17 protein-coding genes are annotated in these 17,684 nt (G+C 61.5%); 10 read left to right on the forward strand and 7 right to left on the reverse strand.

What is annotated here, in order from left to right:
- Positions 1-5 precede the first annotated feature (5 nt).
- Positions 6-914 (reverse strand): isocitrate lyase/PEP mutase family protein, encoded by a 909-nt coding sequence (locus tag ACO08A_RS19000; RefSeq protein WP_422037523.1) that lies wholly within the window; start codon positions 912-914, stop codon positions 6-8.
- A gap of 64 nt (positions 915-978) precedes the next feature.
- Positions 979-1,653 (reverse strand): IclR family transcriptional regulator, encoded by a 675-nt coding sequence (locus ACO08A_RS19005; RefSeq protein ID WP_422037525.1) that lies wholly within the window; start codon positions 1,651-1,653, stop codon positions 979-981.
- Between the two features lie 89 nt (positions 1,654-1,742).
- Between ACO08A_RS19005 and acnA the strand changes: the two genes are divergently transcribed.
- From acnA to rraA, 3 genes are read left to right on the forward strand one after another with little or no spacing between them, the layout of a single operon-like run.
- A complete protein-coding gene (gene acnA, locus ACO08A_RS19010; RefSeq protein WP_422037526.1) occupies positions 1,743-4,322 on the forward strand; it encodes an aconitate hydratase AcnA in 2,580 nt (859 codons plus the stop codon).
- Positions 4,322-5,476, forward strand: a complete 1,155-nt coding sequence (locus ACO08A_RS19015) for a PrpF domain-containing protein (RefSeq protein WP_422037527.1) — start codon at positions 4,322-4,324, stop codon at positions 5,474-5,476. The genes acnA and ACO08A_RS19015 overlap by 1 nt, the downstream gene beginning before the upstream one ends.
- Positions 5,473-5,973, forward strand: a complete 501-nt coding sequence (gene rraA, locus ACO08A_RS19020) for a ribonuclease E activity regulator RraA (RefSeq protein WP_422037528.1) — start codon at positions 5,473-5,475, stop codon at positions 5,971-5,973. Before ACO08A_RS19015 ends, rraA begins: the two co-directional genes overlap by 4 nt.
- A gap of 169 nt (positions 5,974-6,142) precedes the next feature.
- Here the strand turns inward: rraA and ACO08A_RS19025 are convergent, their stop codons facing one another.
- The 4 genes from ACO08A_RS19025 to ACO08A_RS19040 form a co-directional block, all read right to left on the reverse strand.
- Positions 6,143-6,601, reverse strand: a complete 459-nt coding sequence (locus tag ACO08A_RS19025) for a type II toxin-antitoxin system PemK/MazF family toxin (RefSeq protein ID WP_422037529.1) — start codon at positions 6,599-6,601, stop codon at positions 6,143-6,145.
- A gap of 135 nt (positions 6,602-6,736) precedes the next feature.
- Positions 6,737-7,777: an ABC transporter substrate-binding protein gene (locus tag ACO08A_RS19030; protein ID WP_422037530.1), complete on the reverse strand. Its 1,041-nt coding sequence runs from the start codon at positions 7,775-7,777 to the stop codon at positions 6,737-6,739.
- Positions 7,747-9,132 (reverse strand): sensor histidine kinase N-terminal domain-containing protein, encoded by a 1,386-nt coding sequence (locus tag ACO08A_RS19035; protein ID WP_422037531.1) that lies wholly within the window; start codon positions 9,130-9,132, stop codon positions 7,747-7,749. Before ACO08A_RS19035 ends, ACO08A_RS19030 begins: the two co-directional genes overlap by 31 nt.
- Positions 9,129-9,794 (reverse strand): response regulator transcription factor, encoded by a 666-nt coding sequence (locus ACO08A_RS19040; protein WP_319383244.1) that lies wholly within the window; start codon positions 9,792-9,794, stop codon positions 9,129-9,131. The genes ACO08A_RS19035 and ACO08A_RS19040 overlap by 4 nt, the downstream gene beginning before the upstream one ends.
- Before the next feature lie 114 nt (positions 9,795-9,908).
- Between ACO08A_RS19040 and ACO08A_RS19045 the strand changes: the two genes are divergently transcribed.
- From ACO08A_RS19045 to ACO08A_RS19065, 5 genes are all read left to right on the forward strand, one after another.
- Entirely contained in the window at positions 9,909-10,889 is a 981-nt protein-coding gene (locus tag ACO08A_RS19045; RefSeq protein WP_422037532.1) for a tripartite tricarboxylate transporter substrate binding protein, read from the forward strand.
- Between the two features lie 84 nt (positions 10,890-10,973).
- A complete protein-coding gene (locus ACO08A_RS19050; protein ID WP_422037533.1) occupies positions 10,974-11,465 on the forward strand; it encodes a tripartite tricarboxylate transporter TctB family protein in 492 nt (163 codons plus the stop codon).
- A gap of 1 nt (position 11,466) precedes the next feature.
- Positions 11,467-12,990, forward strand: coding sequence for a tripartite tricarboxylate transporter permease (locus ACO08A_RS19055; protein ID WP_421984217.1), 1,524 nt, complete (start codon positions 11,467-11,469; stop codon positions 12,988-12,990).
- 27 nt (positions 12,991-13,017) lie between these two features.
- Positions 13,018-14,211, forward strand: a complete 1,194-nt coding sequence (locus ACO08A_RS19060; protein WP_422037534.1) for a CaiB/BaiF CoA transferase family protein — start codon at positions 13,018-13,020, stop codon at positions 14,209-14,211.
- Positions 14,208-15,023 (forward strand): citryl-CoA lyase, encoded by an 816-nt coding sequence (locus ACO08A_RS19065; protein WP_422037535.1) that lies wholly within the window; start codon positions 14,208-14,210, stop codon positions 15,021-15,023. Before ACO08A_RS19060 ends, ACO08A_RS19065 begins: the two co-directional genes overlap by 4 nt.
- 30 nt (positions 15,024-15,053) lie before the next feature.
- Here the strand turns inward: ACO08A_RS19065 and ACO08A_RS19070 are convergent, their stop codons facing one another.
- Positions 15,054-16,106, reverse strand: coding sequence for a LacI family DNA-binding transcriptional regulator (locus ACO08A_RS19070; protein WP_422037536.1), 1,053 nt, complete (start codon positions 16,104-16,106; stop codon positions 15,054-15,056).
- A gap of 155 nt (positions 16,107-16,261) precedes the next feature.
- On the opposite strand from ACO08A_RS19070, the gene ACO08A_RS19075 reads away from it, so the two are divergent.
- Together ACO08A_RS19075 and ACO08A_RS19080 are read left to right on the forward strand one after the other, a co-directional pair.
- Positions 16,262-16,441 carry a hypothetical protein gene (locus ACO08A_RS19075; RefSeq protein ID WP_421984213.1) on the forward strand — a complete coding sequence of 60 codons (180 nt, stop codon included), beginning with the start codon at positions 16,262-16,264 and terminating at the stop codon, positions 16,439-16,441.
- A 31-nt stretch (positions 16,442-16,472) separates the two neighbouring features.
- Entirely contained in the window at positions 16,473-17,615 is a 1,143-nt protein-coding gene (locus ACO08A_RS19080; protein ID WP_422037537.1) for a TRAP transporter substrate-binding protein, read from the forward strand.
- Positions 17,616-17,684: the final 69 nt, after the last annotated feature.

Consider the following 17,684-nt stretch of genomic DNA (forward strand, 5'->3'; position numbering starts at 1 on the left):
ACGTACTAATCGGCAGCGTACCGTTTCTCGAGATCGTCGTAGAAGTCCTTGTGGACTGAATTCTGGCGGACTTCGAAGCTTGCGACGAGGTCGCCTTCATCCATGCGGCCGTCCGATTTCAGCACTGCCAGAGCTTCATGCATGCCCTTGAGGGCTCCCTGGAGTGCGACGTTGGCGTAGAGCACCAGTCCGAAACCCATGCCATCGAGATCGGAGAAATCCAGGATCGGCGTCTTGCCGCCCACGACGAGGTTGATGAGCTGCGGAGTGCCGGAGAGCCTTTCGGGGATCGCGCGAATGTTCTCAAGGCTGCGCGGTGCTTCGATGAAGGTGATGTCCGCGCCATCTTCGATGAAGGCCTCGGCGCGTTCGATCGCGGCGTCGAAGCCGTGTGTCGCGCAGGCGTCCGTGCGTGCGACGATCTGGAAGTTCGGGTCGATGCGCGCGTCAGCCGCTGCCTTGATCCGGCTGCGCGCTTCTGCAAGGTCGACAACGTCCTTGCCCGAAAAATGGCCGCAGCGTTTCGGATTGACCTGATCCTCCAGCTGGATGGCGCTGGCCCCGGCGCGCTCAAGGGTGCGCACGGTGTGGGTGACGTTGAGCGCGTTGCCGAAGCCGGTGTCCGCATCGACAACGATCGGAAGGTTGGTGACGTTGCGGATCGCCGACGCGTGCTGCGCGATTTCGGGCAGCGAAATGAACCCGAGGTCGGGCATGCCGAGATAGGTGTTGGTAAGGCCTGCACCGGAAATATAGACCGCCTCGAACCCGAGTCCGTCAATGACCCGTGCGGCCAAGGCATTGGCTGCCCCCGGCATCAGGACGGCGCCGCCACGCGCGAGGCGTTCCCGAAACGCCTTGTTGATTTCGTGGTTCATCATCTTCGCGAACTCCGGTTGGGGTGCCTTGTGCATCTGACTAATCCGAGCCTTGTTGATTAGCAAGCAGCGCCGGGAGGCGTTCTGTCAGGTGAAACATTCAGTCTGCCGTCATGAGGCTCTTGGCGAGGCTCTCAAGAAGGGGGATGGCGCTGGCGCGCGCGTCTTCGTCGAACCGGGTGGCGAGACCCGAAACCGTGAGCGCTCCGGCAAGCTCGCCGGTGCTTTTGAAAACCGGTGTGGAGACGGAGGAGATGTTGGGATTGGTCTGACCCACCGTGCTGACAGTTCCGTTCCTGTTGAAGAGACCGAGATCGCCGACATCGTCTCCGGAGAAGTGACGCAGCACGAGGCCGGACGCGCCGGTCGAGAGCTTCAGCCGCATGCCTTCCTCGACATGGAAACGAAGCAAATTAGGAGAATTTTCCCTGTATAAACAAACACGTTCATTGCCGACACGCACGTAAAACGAGGCCGTTTCACCGGTCGCTTCGGCCAGGATCCGAAGCGAGGGAGCGACATGTTCCCGCCTGGTGAAATCCCGCCGGAAGATCAGGCCGAGACGCCAGACACTCGGACCGACACTGTAACGGCCGTCGTCGTCGCGCTGGATGAACCCGTAGATCTGCATGGAGTTCGTCAGGCGCAGGATCGTGCTTTTGTGCAGGCCTGTTTCCTCGGCGATCTCCGCCAGGGTCATGGTGGGCTTCTGGGTCGAAAAGGCGCTGAGGATGGAGAGTGCCCTTTCCACGGATTCGGTGCGATTTGCGGCCATGAGCGTTCTGTCAGGTGAAACGATGTGAGAAGCACCTTGCTGCAATCCCCACGGACTGTCTAGCTTTGTATCAACCGAGGAGAGGCAAAGTGCGTACCCATCCGATCGCGAATTCATCATTTCAGGCGGCAGATTACCGGGGCATTCTGGGTGACAGATACCGGAGCCTGCCGTATTCCCTGCGGCTCCTGGCCGAAAACGCCGCGCGTCATTCTCCAGAGGGCGCAGCGGCGTTCGAGGTGCTCGCGCGCAACGGCGTTGCGGTGCCGTTCCGGCCGGCAAGGCTGTTGCTGCATGACATGTTGGGCATCCCGGCGCTGATCGACATCATGGCGATGCGCAACCTGCTGGAAGAGCAGGGCGGTGATCCCCTCAGCGTTGACATGAGCCTGCCCGTCGATCTCGTGATCGATCACTCCATGTCGATCAACCACTGGGCGGACAGGTTCGCCCTGCAAAAGAACATGGACCGCGAATTCGAAGTCAACCGCGAACGCTTCGCCTTTCTGAAAGCCTGCGAAACCCGGTTCCCGCGCCTGCGTGTCATGCCGCCGGGCGGCGGCATCTGCCACCAGGTGAACCTTGAATATCTCGGACAGACCGTGTTGCCCTCGAACGAGGACGCGGGTCTTCTCATTCCCGATTCCTGTCTGGGAACGGACAGCCACACGCCGATGATCAACGCGCTCGGCATCATGGGATGGGGCGTCGGCGGGCTGGAAGCGGAGGCCGTGCTGTTCGGCGAGACGACACCCGTCAACGTTCCGCGCGTGATCGGTCTCGAGATCAGCGGTGCTCCGTCGGACGACATCATGGCGACCGATATTGCGCTGGTGATCGCGGAACGGCTGCGCGCGCTCGGTGTCGTCGACACGTTCGTCGAGCTCTTCGGTCCCGGATACGGAACGCTCAGCGTCGCGGACCGCGCGACCATCGCCAACATGGCGCCCGAATACGGATCGACGATGGTGTTCTGTCCGGTCGACGAACGCACGACGGCCTATCTGCGTGACACGGGGCGCGGTGAGGCGGCCGGCAACACGGAGATCTACTGCAAGGCGCAGGACCTGTGGGTCACAGGCGCTGATCCGGCGATCGAATATGACGAGGTGGTCCGGCTCGATCTCGGCAGCATCGGCCGGTCGGTGTCCGGCCCGTCGCGCCCCGAGCAGCGTATCGATCTGGCAAAGGCCAGCGACCGGCTGAGGCTTGAGGGGGAAACTGACCGGCGTGTCGGCGTACCGGACAAGGAGCACGACATCGGCGACGGCGACGTGATCATTGCCGCGATCACGAGCTGCACCAACACGGCCAATCCGCGCAACATGGTCACGGCGGCCCTGATGGCGCGCAATGCCGTTGCCCGCGGTTTGAAAGTTCCGCCTCACGTGAAGACATCGCTCGCACCCGGTTCCAGGGTGGTTGCCGGATATCTTGAAAAGAGCGGGCTGCAGACCTCGCTGGACGCACTCGGGTTCGAAGTGGCCGCGTTTTCCTGTTCGACCTGCAACGGCATGTCCGGACCGCTGGATCCGGCGCATGAAACCGCCATCAAGGAAAACGATATCAAGGGGATCGCGGTTCTGTCGGGCAACCGGAACTTTGCCGGGCGCATCCATCCGCTTGCCTCCCGCAACATGATCGCTTCGCCGCCGCTCGTGGTCGCCTATGCGCTGATGGGAACGATCCTCAAGGACATCACGACGGAACCGCTCGGTACCGACCAGAGCGGCAATGCGGTGATGCTGTCGGATCTCTGGCCGAACGCCGATGAAGTGACGGAGATCGTCAAGACCTTCGTGACACCGGAGGAATTCAGCACGAACTACGCGGCGATCAGCGACGTGAACACGCACTGGAATGCCCTTGAGGCCGGGCAGGGAACCTATGAATGGGTGCCGTCCAGCTACATCTCGTTTCCTCCCTTCGTGCGCGAGATCGACGCCAGGACGCCGCCCCTCAGCAACCTGAAAGGATTGCGGCCGCTGGTCATACTCGGTGACAGCGTCACCACGGACCACATATCGCCCTCCGGGATCATCACACCGGAATCGGAAGCCGGACAGTTCCTGCAGAAGCTGGGCGTTTCGCCGCGCGACTTCAACTCCTTCGGCACCCGGCGCGGCTGTTCGGATGTCGTGGTGCGTTCGACCTATGCCAATTACAGGCTGCGCAACGAGATGACGCCGGACAAGGAAGGGTCCTGGACCCGGATCGAGCCCGAGGGCCATGTCATCTCGATCTACAAGGCGATCGAGACCTATCTCGAGCGGGAGCAGAAACTCGTCGTGATCGGCGGCAAGGAGTATGGCTGCGGATCGTCACGCGACACGGCGGCGAAAGCGCCATGGCTCGCGGGCGTCCGGGCGGTGATCGTGGAAAGTTTTGAGCGTATCCACCGGTCCAATCTGGTCAATATGGGGATCGCGCCGCTCTGTTTCCCGAAGGGTGTTACGCGGCATACGCTCGGGCTGGACGGCAGCGAAACCTATGACATCGACTTCGATGCGGACCTGACCGGCGCCATGCTGACGGTGCACCGCAAGGACGGCAGCTACGACATGACACCGCTGGATCTGCGTCTCTACAATGACGGTGAACGCGCAACCTTTGCCGAAGGCGGTCTCCTGCCGCGCGCGTTCCGCAACTTTCTTCAAGGAGCAGCCTGATGCCGAACCGCTTGCGTGCTGCCTTCTATCGCGGCGGAACATCCAAGGCGGTCGTTTTCAACGGCAAGGACCTGCCGGACGGCCAGGCCGTCCGGGACCGGATCTTCCTGCATGTGCTCGGCAGCCCCGATGCCTATGGCCGTCAATTGAACGGGATGGGCGGCGGACTGTCGTCGCTGTCCAAGGTGGTGATCGTCAGGCCGTCCGATCGTGACGATGCCGATGTCGACTACACATTCGTGCAGATCGCGGTGGACGAGCCATTGGCGGATTACGGGTCGGCCTGCGGCAACATGGCGAGCTGTGTCGGTCCCTTCGCGGTCGATGAGGGCATGATCGATCTTGAGCCCACGCAGACCGATGCGCTTGTCCGTATCTATGACACGAACACCCGGCGCATCTACCACAGCCGCTTCCCGGTCGCGGATAGCAAGGCAGTTGAAGAGGGCGATGTTTCCATACCGGGTGTTTCGGGAACCGGGGCTCCGGTCGTTCTGGAGTTCCTGACACCGGGCGGTGCCGCGACCGGCCACCTGTTGCCGACCGGCAATGCGGTCGACACGTTGAAAGTCGAAGGACTTGGACCGATAAAGGCCTCGCTCATCGATGCCGCCAATCCCGTCGTCTATGTGCGTGCGGCCGATCTCGGCAAGACGGCAACGGAACAGCCGGGCGACCTTGACGGTGACACGGACCTGATGTCGCGCATCGAGGCTGTCCGCCGGGCGGGAGCCGTCGCGATGGGCATGGCAGCGACGCCAGAAGAGGTGAAACGCTCCAATCCCAAGGTGGCCATGCTCGGGCCGGCGTCTCAATTCACTTCGCTTGACGGAGCGCGCCATGACACGGCATCTCATGACCTCAACGTGCGTCTCGTCTCCATGGGCAATTTCCACCGGGCCATCACGCTGACCGGCGGGATGTGCACGGCGGTTGCAGCGCAGGTGCCCGGCTCCCTGGTTCAGGAAACCGCCGGGATCGAGGGCAAGGATCTTCGGGTCGGAACCCCGTCGGGCGTGCTGACGGTCACGGCCGATGTTCGCAGCGCTTCCGGCGGAACCGAGGCGGTGAGCGCCGGGACTTTCCGCACACAGCGGCGCCTCATGGAGGGGGCGGTGCTGTATCCTGCCAAACTCCTGGAGGAACCTTCGTGAACACCACTGTGACATTTCATCCGACATGCGACCTCAACGATGCCCATCCGGACAAGGTGCGCCTCGTCCAGTTGCCGTTTCGCGACTTCGGCCGGAAACGTTTCTTTGCCGGCAGGATCCGGACCGCGGTGATGGTCGAGGACACCAAGCTCGTGCAGGAAGAGCTGTTCTCGGCCGAAGGCGATGGTGGGGTGATCGTCCTGGACGGCGGCGGCTCGATGCGCACGGCTCTGCTCGGCGACAGGATGGCCGACCGGCTCATCAACAACGGCTGGGCCGGGATCGTGATCAACGGCGCTGTCCGGGATGCGCAAATGCTGGCTGGTCTCGATCTCGGGATCAAGGCGCTTGGAACCAGCCCGGTCAGATCCGCGAAAGCGGGAACCGGGGCCATCGATGTGCCCGTTGCCTTCGGGAGCGTTCTCATCGAACCGGGCATGTTCATCTATTGCGACGCCGACGGGGTGCTTGTCACGGACGAACCGCTCACGCTCTAGATCCAGAGCCTAAGCAGATAGCTTCCAGCGGTTTGGCAAGGGGGTAAATATTCCGCCAAAAAGCCAAAGGCGACCAAAAGGCCGCCTTGGTAGTTAGTGCCCGTAAGGGCGACAGAGACGTTTCCACGCCCTGCGTATGTACCCAGAATAGGTACAATGTCCCGAATTTTCAAGAATTTTCCTTTGGGAGGGACGGCAACCATTCCAGAAGCTTTTCAAGAACCAATCTAAATTCTTCTTGGGGCAGTTTAGGAACTACACCTGAATGCGGCACTAATCTGCTCACAGCCAGCGTGCTAATTTTATCACAAACAGCCCATGACTCTCTTCCGTCGATGGATGTTTTTAGTTTAACAGCCCACTTGTTTTCATTCTGTGGAGTCGTTGAACAAGGAATTACAGTTACGGCTCCATGCAACGTACGAATTCTTGAAACAACTATGACAGGCCGTCTTTTCCAAAACTCTGGCAACTGCGCATCGCGCGGAAAATCACACCAGTACATATTTCTGATTTTGGGAGCGGCCTTTATTTTCGGCGCTACTTTAGGCGGGCTCTGATGTTCATTACTCATCATTCCTTGTAGCAGATTTTCGGCAATTTTTGATTTTGTTTTATTTTTATACAATTAATGAGTGTAAATTCGTCTTGTGGCTGTTCTAAGAGTAATATCACATACAAAACACATGCAATTTGTTCCGGTCCGGCGAGTTCTGGTTCGGGTCGTCAGCCGGGCAAGCTCCCGCGCTTAAGAAATCTGAGCTCATGGCTGCACCATGGCGTTCAGCCAGGCGCGGATGAAGGTTCTGCGCTTGAGCTGATCCAGGTAGACCAGCAGTCCCGGCCCGAGCCGGATCGGCCGGAAGGCGGCCTCCCGTTGCAGGACGGCCGGGTCAATCGACGGCAACCCGGTCAGGTCTTCGATGAGCTTACGGTTTTCGACCGAGACGAGGAAATCGATGAACTGGCCGGCCAAATCGGTATCCCGGGCAGTCTTCGGGATCAGAACCGTGCGCAGCATTACAGTCGTGAAATCCTTGAACTGGAGGATATCCAGGTCCGGATGCTCTTCCAGGCGCGCGGCCGCGTAGCTGCCGAGAACGTTGTAGGCCAGCGCCAACTGGCCATCGACGACGTCCCCGATCATCTGGCTGGAACAGCAATAGAGCCTGGCATTCAGTCTCCCCATGACTTCGGCCATGCGCCAGAGCGATTCCGATTGCCGGGAATCCTGAGTTGCGAAGAGATACCCGGCACCGCTTTCGCGGATGTCGTAGGTGCCGACCCGGCCGTTGAACCTGTCGGGGTTTTCGCGCAGAAGCGCGATCAGCTCGTCCCGGTTGGTGGGCTGTGGAAGGCCTTCAAAGGCTTCCCGCGAATAGACCAGAACCGCGGGCTCCTGCGTGAAGGCAAACAGCCGGTCCCGCCACTTCGCCCAGGCGGGCAGGGATCCGGTTTCCGCGGAAACATGCCGCTCGGCAAAGCCGTCATTGACGAGCTTCGTCTGCAGGTCCATGGCGGAAGAGATGGCGATGTCGAATTCAGCACCTTCGTCGAAAAGGGCCTTCATGAGCTCGCTGCTCGACGCGGTGACATAGCGCACACGGATTGTCGGGTTGCGCTCCTGAAAGGCGTCGACAAGGGGGGAGAAGATGTCTAGGTCGGCCGTTGAAATGATGTTCAGCGTTGCCGACGGATTGTCGACGTCGAACAGACGTTCCTCTTCGGCGACGAATGCATGCGCCGTGGTCGCCAGCAGGATCAGGCCTGCGATCAGGCCGAAGGCAAGGTGATGGAGGCGCACGTTCCTCTCCCTTCCGGATTGTCGGTCAATGCCAGCGTTCCGCCGTGCGCCCGCACGACTTCGTCCACGATCGTCAGGCCGAGTCCCGATCCGATGATGTCCTTTACGTTGTCTCCCCGTCCGAAGCGCTGCGTCAAGTGCTGCCGGTCGCCGTCACCAAGTCCCCTGCCTTCGTCCAGCACATCGACCTGAACGGTGGTTGCGGCTTCCGATATCTCGACCTTGATCCGGCTGTCCTCGGGCGAATATTTCACTGCATTGTCGAGCAGATTGCGCAGGGCGTTCTGCAGAAGGATGGGATCCCCTTCCACCGAACTTGTGGTATCGGAACCGGAACAGGTGATGCGGATGTCCTTCAGATCCGCGGTCGGGCTGATCGACCGGATCACGTCCTGGGCCAGATCCTTCATGTTCAGACGTTCCTTTTCCAGGTTGTCGGAGCGCAGTGCCACCATGGCGTGATCGAGAAGCTGACCGGCGGAACGCGAGCTTTCGTCCGCAGCGCGGATGACTTCGCGCAGGATCTGCTTGTTCTCCGGCTTGCGCACGCTGCGCATGGCGATTTCGGACTGTGTCCGCACGGTTGCCAGCGGCGTGCGGACGTGGTGGGCGGCTTCGGCAATGAAGTCTTCCGTCCGGGCGAGTGACGCGCTCAGGCGGGCCATGAAGGTGTTGAGCGACTGGAGCAGGGGAACCAGCTCCGTCGGCGCGGATGTCTCCACCGGACTGAGATCCTGCGGGCCGCGGCGCTCGACGGACTGCGCAAGCCGGTTGAGCGGGCGCATGGCATTGTTGGTGGCAAACCAGCTGAGCGCGCCCGACAGCAGGAAGAAGCCGACGCCGGCCGCCGCCGCCGCGATGGAGATCTGCAGCGAAACGGCTGCGAGCCCCAGGCGCGTCTGGGCGACCAGAACCGTCAGGATCACGGTTTCGTCGCCCACAGTGAGACGCCGCGGAAGCGCGGCAACGCGCACTTCGTCACTTTTGTAGACCGTGGTTGTAAAGACCGGCGCGCCGACTTCCGATGCGGCTGGCGGCATGGGCAGGTCATCATAGCCGGTCACCGTCAGATCGTCCGCCGTGACGCGGTAGAACACCCGTTCCTCTGCGATCGAGCCGAGCATGGAGAGCGCGGAATAGGGGACGTCCACGAGGATCTGGCCCCGTTCGGCCCGGGCCGCCTCCGAAATCGCCGTGGCGGAGGCGATCAGAATATTGTCCTGCGTCGTTTCTGCGGCCTGCTGGGCCAGGGCGCGCACGGTGAAGTAAAGCGCGACGGAGAGAATTGCCGCCACCAGAAGAAGCTGAAGCAGAAGGCGTCTGCGAAGGGAACCACGCGCGCGGACAGTCGTCATGTGGCGGTCATCCGGTAGCCGACGCCGCGCACGGTCTCGATCCTGACGCGACCGCCCTGCAACTTCTTGCGGACCCGGCCGACATAGACCTCGATCGCATTTTCCGAAACGTCCTCGTCATAGGAAAACAGCCGGTCGACCAGATGCGATTTTGAAAAGATCATGTCCGGTGCGGAGAAGAAGACTTCCAGAAGGCGCAGTTCGCGGTTCCTAAGATCAGAGACCTCTCCAGCGACAGCGACGGTCCCTGCCAAGGGATCGAAAACCACGTCCTCGAAGGTCTTCTGGTTACGGGCCGCCCCCTGACGGCGCCGGAGCACGGCGCGGCACCTGGCTTCCAGTTCGGAAAAATCGAACGGCTTTGTGATGTAGTCGTCGGCACCGAGGTCAAGCATGCGAACGCGGTCGGACACTTCCGAGCGCGCGGTCAGGACGATCACCGGCGTGTCATTGTCGCCCGTGCGGTGGGTCTCGAGAAATGTTCTGCCGTCCCCGTCCGGGAGCATGATGTCGAGCAGAATCAGTTCGTAAGCCGTCGAGGCCAGACAGTCCGCAGCGGTCTCCAGGTCAGGCGCGTGATCGACCACATGCCCGTCCAGACTCAGCCGATCAACAATGGCTTTTGCCAGTTTTTCGTTGTCCTCGATCAGCAGGAAGCGCATGTTTTCAGCCGTTTGCCAATGTTTTTGATGACGTGACAGGTTCCTGTCAGCTTTCCCACTTCTTTTGTGGTTTGCAAGAGGCTCGTGAAGCCTCTGCGTGTCTGGGAGGATATTATGACACTTATGAAGATGACCCGCCGGGTCGTTCTGGCGGCTGCTGCCGCGTCTCTTTCATTCGCAACTCCGACCTTCGCCGACGAAGTCGTCGACAGCATCCACTTCCTGATCCCGGGCGGAGCAGGCGGCGGCTGGGACGGAACCGCGCGCGGAACGGGCGAAGCCCTGACCAAAGCCGGTCTTGTCGGCTCCGCATCCTATGAAAACATGTCCGGCGGCGGTGGCGGCAAGGCCATCGGCTACCTGATCGAAAACGCCGACAGCAACCACGGCACGCTCATGGTCAACTCGACCCCGATCGTGATCCGTTCGCTGACGGGCGTGTTCCCGCAGAACTTCCGCGACCTGACCCTGGTAGCCGGCACGATCGGTGACTACGCGGCACTCGTGGTGCCTGCGGACAGCGCGATCCAGGACGTCAACGGTCTGATCGAAGCCTTCAAGGCTGACCCTGCAGGAACCGCAGTTGGCGGCGGCTCCGTTCCGGGCGGCATGGACCACCTCGTTGCGGCGATGGTTTTCCAGGCAGCCGGTGCTGATCCGGTCGCGCTGAAATACGTTCCGTATGACGGTGGCGGCAAGACAATGGCCGGCCTTCTCTCCGGTGAAGTCCAGGCTGTTTCCACCGGCTTCTCCGAAGCTGTTGAACTGGCCAAGGCCGGTGAAGTCCGCATCATCGGCGTGACGGCGCCCGAGCGCGTGGACGCCTATGCCGATGCACCGACCATGGTGGAGCAGGGCAACGACACGACCTTCGTCAACTGGCGCGGTTTCTTCGCAGCACCCGGACTGCCGGCTGACAAGCTGGCTGCCTACCAGGCTGCGATCGCCAAGATGTATGACACCCCGGAGTGGGAAGAAGTCCGTGCACGTAACGGCTGGGTCAACATCCACAACCCGGGCGACGATTTCCGCACCTTCCTGGAAGGGCAGGAGCAGGTGATCGGCGATCTGATGAAGCAGCTCGGCTTCCTCTAAGTCCCGGCTCAAGCCGACATGACGACAAGCGCGTCCGGGTTCTCCCGGACGCGTCAACCAATCAAGAAATCCTGGGGGGGAACGATGGCGCTCGACCGCTGGCTGGCCCTAGTCATCCTGCTGATCTGTCTGGCCTATGGCTATGCAGCCTATTTCACCATGGACGCGCTGCTGCCGCCGATCATGAAGCGCAGTCCGATCTGGCCATCGAGCTTTCCAAAGGTTCTGGTGATCGGGGGCATCCTGTTGTCCCTGTCCGTCCTGTTGGGCCTGGAGAAGTCTCCCGAAAAGAAAGACGCCGCGGATATCAACCTGTCGCGTCTGCATGAATACAAGGTCGGCCAGGCGGTGCTGCTGCTTGCGCTGATGGTCGCCTACGCGCTACTGCTGCGGCCGCTCGGCTTTCTTGCGTCCACCTTCCTGTTCCTGACGGTCGGCAGCTTCATCCTCGGTGAGCGCCGCTACGTCATGATGGGGCTCGTTGCCGCCATCGCGGCCGGCACGGTCTGGTATCTGGTGGACGTGGTGCTCGGGATCTTCCTGAGTCCTTTCCCATTTTTCGTGAGCGGGGGCTGAGATGCTTGAAGGACTTCTGACAGGCCTCTCAACGGCCTTTACTTTCACGAACATCCTGATGGTGGTCGGCGGCTGCCTGATCGGCACCTTCATCGGCATGCTGCCCGGGCTTGGCCCGATGTCGATCATCGCCATCATGATCCCCGTCGCGATCACGATCGGCGATCCGTCCGCGGCGCTGATCCTGCTGGCCGGTGTCTATTACGGTGCCGTTTTCGGAGGCTCGACATCGTCGATCCTGATCAACGCACCGGGTGTTGCCTCGACGGTCGCAACCTCGTTCGACGGCTATCCGCTGGCGCGCAAGGGCCAGGCCGGCAAGGCACTGACGGTTGCGGCGATCGCCTCGTTCTCGGGGGGCACGATCGGCGCCATTCTGCTGATGGTGTTCGCGCCCGCGCTCGCCTCGGTCGCGCTGCTGTTCCATTCGTCCGAATATTTCGCGCTCATGGTCGTCGGCCTGTCGGCGATTGCCGCCTTTGCCGGAACAGGCCAGGTGGGCAAGGCGCTGTTGATGACGTTCCTCGGGCTGATGATGGCCACCGTCGGGGAGGGCGTCTTGTTCAATGCGCCGCGCTTCACAATGGGCGTCATGGACCTGCAGTCGGGCTTCGGCTTCATCACGCTGGCCATGGCAATGTTCGCGCTGCCGGAAGCCATCTTCCTCGTGCTTGACCCGAACCGCTCCAAGACCGGGGACGGCAGCGACGGCGGCAAGATCAAGAACCTGCGCATCACCGGAGAAGAAGCCCGCAGCATCACGCCGGTCATCGGCCGCCAGTCGCTGCAGGGTTTCTTCATCGGCGTCCTGCCTGGTGCGGGTGCGACAATCGCATCGTTCCTCGGCTATGCGGTGGAACGCAACATCGCCTCCAAGGAAGAGCAGGAGCAGTTCGGCAAGGGCTCGGTCAAGGGCATTGCCGCGCCGGAAAGCGCCAACAACGCTGCCTGTACGGGGTCCTTCGTGCCGCTTCTGACACTGGGTATTCCCGGCTCGGGTACGACTGCGATCCTGCTTGGGGCGCTGATCGCGCTCAATGTCAGTCCCGGTCCGCGCCTGATGGTCGACGAGCCGCAGATCTTCTGGGCGGTGATCATTTCCATGTATCTCGGCAACCTGGTTCTCCTGATCCTGAACCTGCCGCTGATCCCCTATATTGCGAAAGTGCTTGCAGTTCCGCGCAATTACCTGATCCCGTTCATCCTGTTCTTTACGCTGATGGGCGCCTATATCGGGCAGAACAATGCCACGGAACTCCTGATCCTCGTCGGGTTCGGGATCTGCGCGACGCTGTTCCGGTTCGCGGACTACCCGCTGGCACCGCTGCTGATCGGGTTCATTCTCGGACCGCTGCTTGAGAACAACTTCTCCCGCGCCATGCAGCTTTATGACGGTGTGGGCTTCGTCTGGGAACGGCCGATGACGCTCGGATTGCTGATCCTTGCCGTCGTGCTGGTGGTCCTGCCGGGATACCGCGCCAGACGCGCACGGCTGCGCGCCGAAGGCGTCGCCGACGGCGATTGAGGGTGGCCGGATCAAGGAACGCGCCAGGTGTCGAAACCGCTTGAAGGGATCAGGGTTCTTGACCTGACAAACGTGCTCGCCGGCCCCTTTTGCTGCCACCACCTGGCGCATCTGGGGGCGGAGGTGATCAAGGTCGAGGCTGCCGGCCGGGGCGACCTGGCGCGCAAACTCGGGGCCGATCCGGAGCTGAACGACAAGGGCATGGGCGTTTCGTTTCTCGCCCAGAATGCCGGCAAAAAATCCGTTACGGTCAATCTCAAGCACCCGAAGGGCAGGGCGCTGTTCCTGAAGCTCGTCGGAACTGCGGATGTGCTGGTGGAAAATTTCCGTCCCGGCGTGATGGACCGGCTCGGGGTCGGCTACGAAACGCTGAAAGCGGAAAACCCGCAGCTTGTCTATTGCGCGATTTCCGGGTTCGGCCAGGACGGGCCCTGGGTCCACCGACCGGCCTACGACCAGATCATCCAGGGTGCGTCCGGGGTCATGTCGATCACCGGTGACAGTGACAGCGCTCCGCTCCGGGTCGGGTACCCGGTCGCGGACACGGTCGGCGGGATCACGGCGGCATTTGCCATTTCCGCCGCCCTGAACGCCAGGCCCAGGGGCAGCTTCATCGACGTGTCGATGCTGGAATCCGTTCTGGCGACGATGGGCTGGGTGGTGTCGAATTATCTCAATGCCGGCGTCGAGCCGGCAGCCAGCGGCAACGAGAACGTCACGTCCGCACCGTCGGGTGCGTTCGTGGCCGGCAACGGTCTCCTCAACATTGCCGCGAACAAGGACGAGCAATGGGTGCTGCTCACGGATCATCTGGGCCTGAGTGAACTGCGCGCGCGGCCCGACTATGCAACGCGGGAAGATCGCAAACGGAACCGGCTCGCGCTCAAGGCGGAACTGGAAACGGTCCTCAAAACCCGGCCTGCGCGGGACTGGGCAAAGGAGCTCAATCGCATCGGCGTGCCGTCAGGCGCGGTGCTGACGGTTCCCGAAGTGCTTGCGATGCCTCAGGTCGCGGATCGCGGTTTCCTGGGGAGCTACGAAAACGTCCCCGGTGTGGGGCGCGACATCACGGTCACGAGAACCGGGATCAAGCTCGATGGCGCGGCACCCAAAGTCGATGCTCCGCCGCCGCTGCTCGGTGAGCACAATGGCGAAATCTGGCGGGAACTCGGCGTTTCCGACGAAGAGCTGACCGAGCTTCAGAAAGACGGTGCGATATGAGTTCATCGGGTAAGGACGTCTCCGACTGGTGGTCGACGGAGATCATCGACATGGTGCCGGGTCAGATCCGGTTTCGGGGTCACCCGATTGAAAAGCTGATCGGCACGGTCTCGTTTCCGCAGATGATCTGGCTGATGACGCGCGGCGACCTGCCGGATGCCGGGCAGGCAAGGCTGCTCGAGTGTGCGCTGGTCGCGGCGGTCGACCACGGGCCGCAAGCGCCGTCGATCGCTGCCGCTCGCATGGCGGTCACGTGCGGGCTCGGCCTGAACGGCGCCATGGCGTCGGCGGTCAACATGCTCGACGATGTTCATGGCGGGGCCGGTGAGCAGGCCGTGGAACTCTACACGTCAATCGACAAGGCGGCTGAAGGCGGGCTGGCGCTGGAAGACGCGGCAGCGCAGGAGATCGATCGCTGGCAGGCCGAGCGGAGCCGGTTTGTTCCCGGCTTCGGGCACAGGTTCCACAAGCCGGAGGATCCGCGCGCACCGAGGCTGCTCGGGCTCGTTGATGCGGCAGCCGGCGAAGGGACGGTCAGCGGGCGGTTTGCCGCGATCGGACGCGCCGTTCAGGAGATCCTCAACACGCGCAAGGGCAAGCCGGTTCCGATGAACATCGATGGCGCCACGGCGGTCGTTTACGCGGAACTCGGGTTTGCGCCACAACTCGCCCGCGGCCTGTTCTGCCTGTCCCGCTCTGTCGGCGTGCTTGCCCATGCCTGGGAGCAGATGCAGCAGGGCGGCCGGAACAAGGGGCCGACGCCTCCCGACTATCGCTGGACATACACGGGTCCGAACCCGATCGAGGACTGAGGCCGAGGGTCGAATCTCGGCGCCTTACCGCTATCGTCTCGAGGGGCCTTTTTGCGGCGCCGGTCCAAGCGTGTTCCGGCGGCAGATCGTGGTCGGGAGTTCCACGCTTTCCGGAGGTTTGCCGTTGATCGCGCTGATGAGCGCGCGTGCCGCGCATTGACCCATGCGCCGATGGGGGACGTGAACGGTGGTCAGCGGGACCGGCGCGACGCTGGCCAGCTCGATGTCGTCGAAACCGGTGATGGAGACATCATCCGGAATACTCATGTTCAAGGCGGTGGCTGCGCGGAGTGCACCCACTGCCAAAACGTCGTTGCCGCACATGACGGCGGTCGGCCGTACGTCCCGGGACATGAGGCTGCGAAAGGCCATGTCGCCCTTTTCGATCGAATACTGGGTCTCCTGGACGATCAGCTCGGACGGGTTGAGACCCGCCTCTGCCATGGCATCGCGTATGCCACTGACACGGTCGCGGGCCCTGTCATTCGCTTCGGTATCGGCCGAGATGCAGCCGATCACGGTGTGACCGTTCCTTATCACCAGCTCAGCGAGGGAGCGCATTGCGAGCCGGTTGTTGAAGCCCACCGACAGGTGTTGTTTGTCCGGATTGGACGCCCAGGTCAGCACCGTCGGTATGTTGCGTTTTGCCAGATAGTTGTAGATCTGCGGATTGCGCTGATAACCGATCAGGAGCAGGGCATCCGCGCCCCGGACCGTCAATGTCTTGATCTGTTCTTCCTCAAGATCCTGACGGTAGGAGGAGGAGGCGACGAGCAGCGTACAGCCGTTCTGCTGGAGCTCTTCCTGGAAGGCCTGAATGCCGCGCGCGAAGATGGCGTTTTCCATCGTGGGAATGATTGCACCGATCGTGTTGGTCCGGCCAGCCGCGAGCGCGCGGGCACTGTAATTCGGCGAATATCCCAGCTGATCGACCGCATCCATGACGATTTTCAGTGTCTTCTTGGTGACCCTGTCCGGCGTGTTGAGACACCTGGAAACCGTCGCTGTCGAGACACCGGCCGTTGCCGCGACGTCAGCGAGCGTCGGCACTTCTCCTGTCAGTGAATTCGAGATTTCTTTCATCTGTCCAGTTGAGCGTTGAAACGCGGCAAGTGTCAAAGGTTGGGACTCCCTTACATGCATTTTCATTTTCAGAGAACGCTTTTTTGTGCTTGCAAATAAAAATGTAAGCGCTTACATTTTTGAAAGCCGGGTTATCTGATCGTTGGGAGGTGATCATGCTTTTGGCTTTGGCGGCCGTCCTGTTTGCCGCTTTCGTGATCAATGTTTCGATCGGTTCAATTGGTGGAACGCCGTTGCTTGGCAATGTCGGCGAGATGATCTTGCTGTTTGCCGTGTCCATTTCGTTCACCGCAGCAGTCCTGAAGAGAGAAGCAAAGAAAAGAACCGGCGAATAACGCACCTTTTTGGAATTTTTGGGAGGAAAACATGAAGAAAACAGAAGATCTCGCTTCGCATGAGCGCCGCAATTTCCTGAAGCTTGCCAGTGCCGGCGGTTTCACGGCGGCGGTCGTCGCGGGCGCAGCAGGTGTGCTTTGGTCGGATGAGGCAGTGGCGCAGACTGCTCAGGAAGAGCGGGCCCGCGAGCAGGCCGCCGACCACATCATGACACTTGCCACGGCCTACGTTCTGGGCGCGTCGCGCAGCTATCCGATCATGCAGCTCGACCTCAAGGAAAACATCCAGAACGCGACGAACGGAAAGGTCTACGTCAAGCTTGCTCCGGGCGGACAGCTGGGTGCCGGCGGCGCTCTGGCGCAGGCCGTTCAGGGCGGTACGATCCAGGCTGCGCAGCATTCCCTGTCGAATTTCGCTCCGTTCGCGTCGGCTGTCGACCTGATCAACATGCCGTATTTCTGCGGTTCGAACCAGCGCTTCACCAACCTCGTGACGTCCGAAGCCTGGAAAAAGGAAGTGCATCCGAAGATCGAAGCCTCCGGCTTCAAGGCGCTGTTCTACGTCGTTATCGATCCGCGCGTTGTCGCCGTGCGCAAGGGCGGCAACAAGGTGATCACACCCGCTGACCTTTCGGGCGTGAAGTTCCGTGTTCCCGGTTCCGCGATGCTGCAGCAGTATTACCGCATGGTCGGCGCAAACCCGACACCGGTTGCCTGGGGCGAAACGCCGTCCGCGATCAAGCAGGGTGTTGCCGATGCGCTCGACCCGTCCGTCGGTGCTCTCTACGTCTTCGGCTTCAAGGACATCCTGAGCCACGTAACGTTCACGCAGGCGGTGCCGGACAGTCAGGTCTATTCCATGAACCTGGAGTGGTTCAATTCGCTGCCGGCGGATGTCCAGGAAGGCATCGAATTCGCGGGTGAGATTTCCGCTCAGCAGAACCTTGCCAAGGTTCCGGCGGCGCGCGCCTATGCGATGTCCGAACTGGTGAAGTCGGGCGTGGAATTCCACTCTCTGTCGGAAGACCAGCTCGCCGAGTGGCAGGCAGCCGGCGGATACCAGCGCGAGGAATGGGATCAGTTCAAGGTCGAACTGGCTGGTTCCATGGAGGCCTTCGGCCGCCTGGAAGAAGCCGCCAACACGATGGGCCGTTACTACGTCCACGACGCGTAAGATCGCGTCGATCGGCCAGCGCCCATGGCGCTGGCCAGATCCCTTTTCAAACATCACCACGCCCGATGA

This window comes from Roseibium sp., assembly GCF_965232425.1.
GTDB lineage: Bacteria > Pseudomonadota > Alphaproteobacteria > Rhizobiales > Stappiaceae > Roseibium.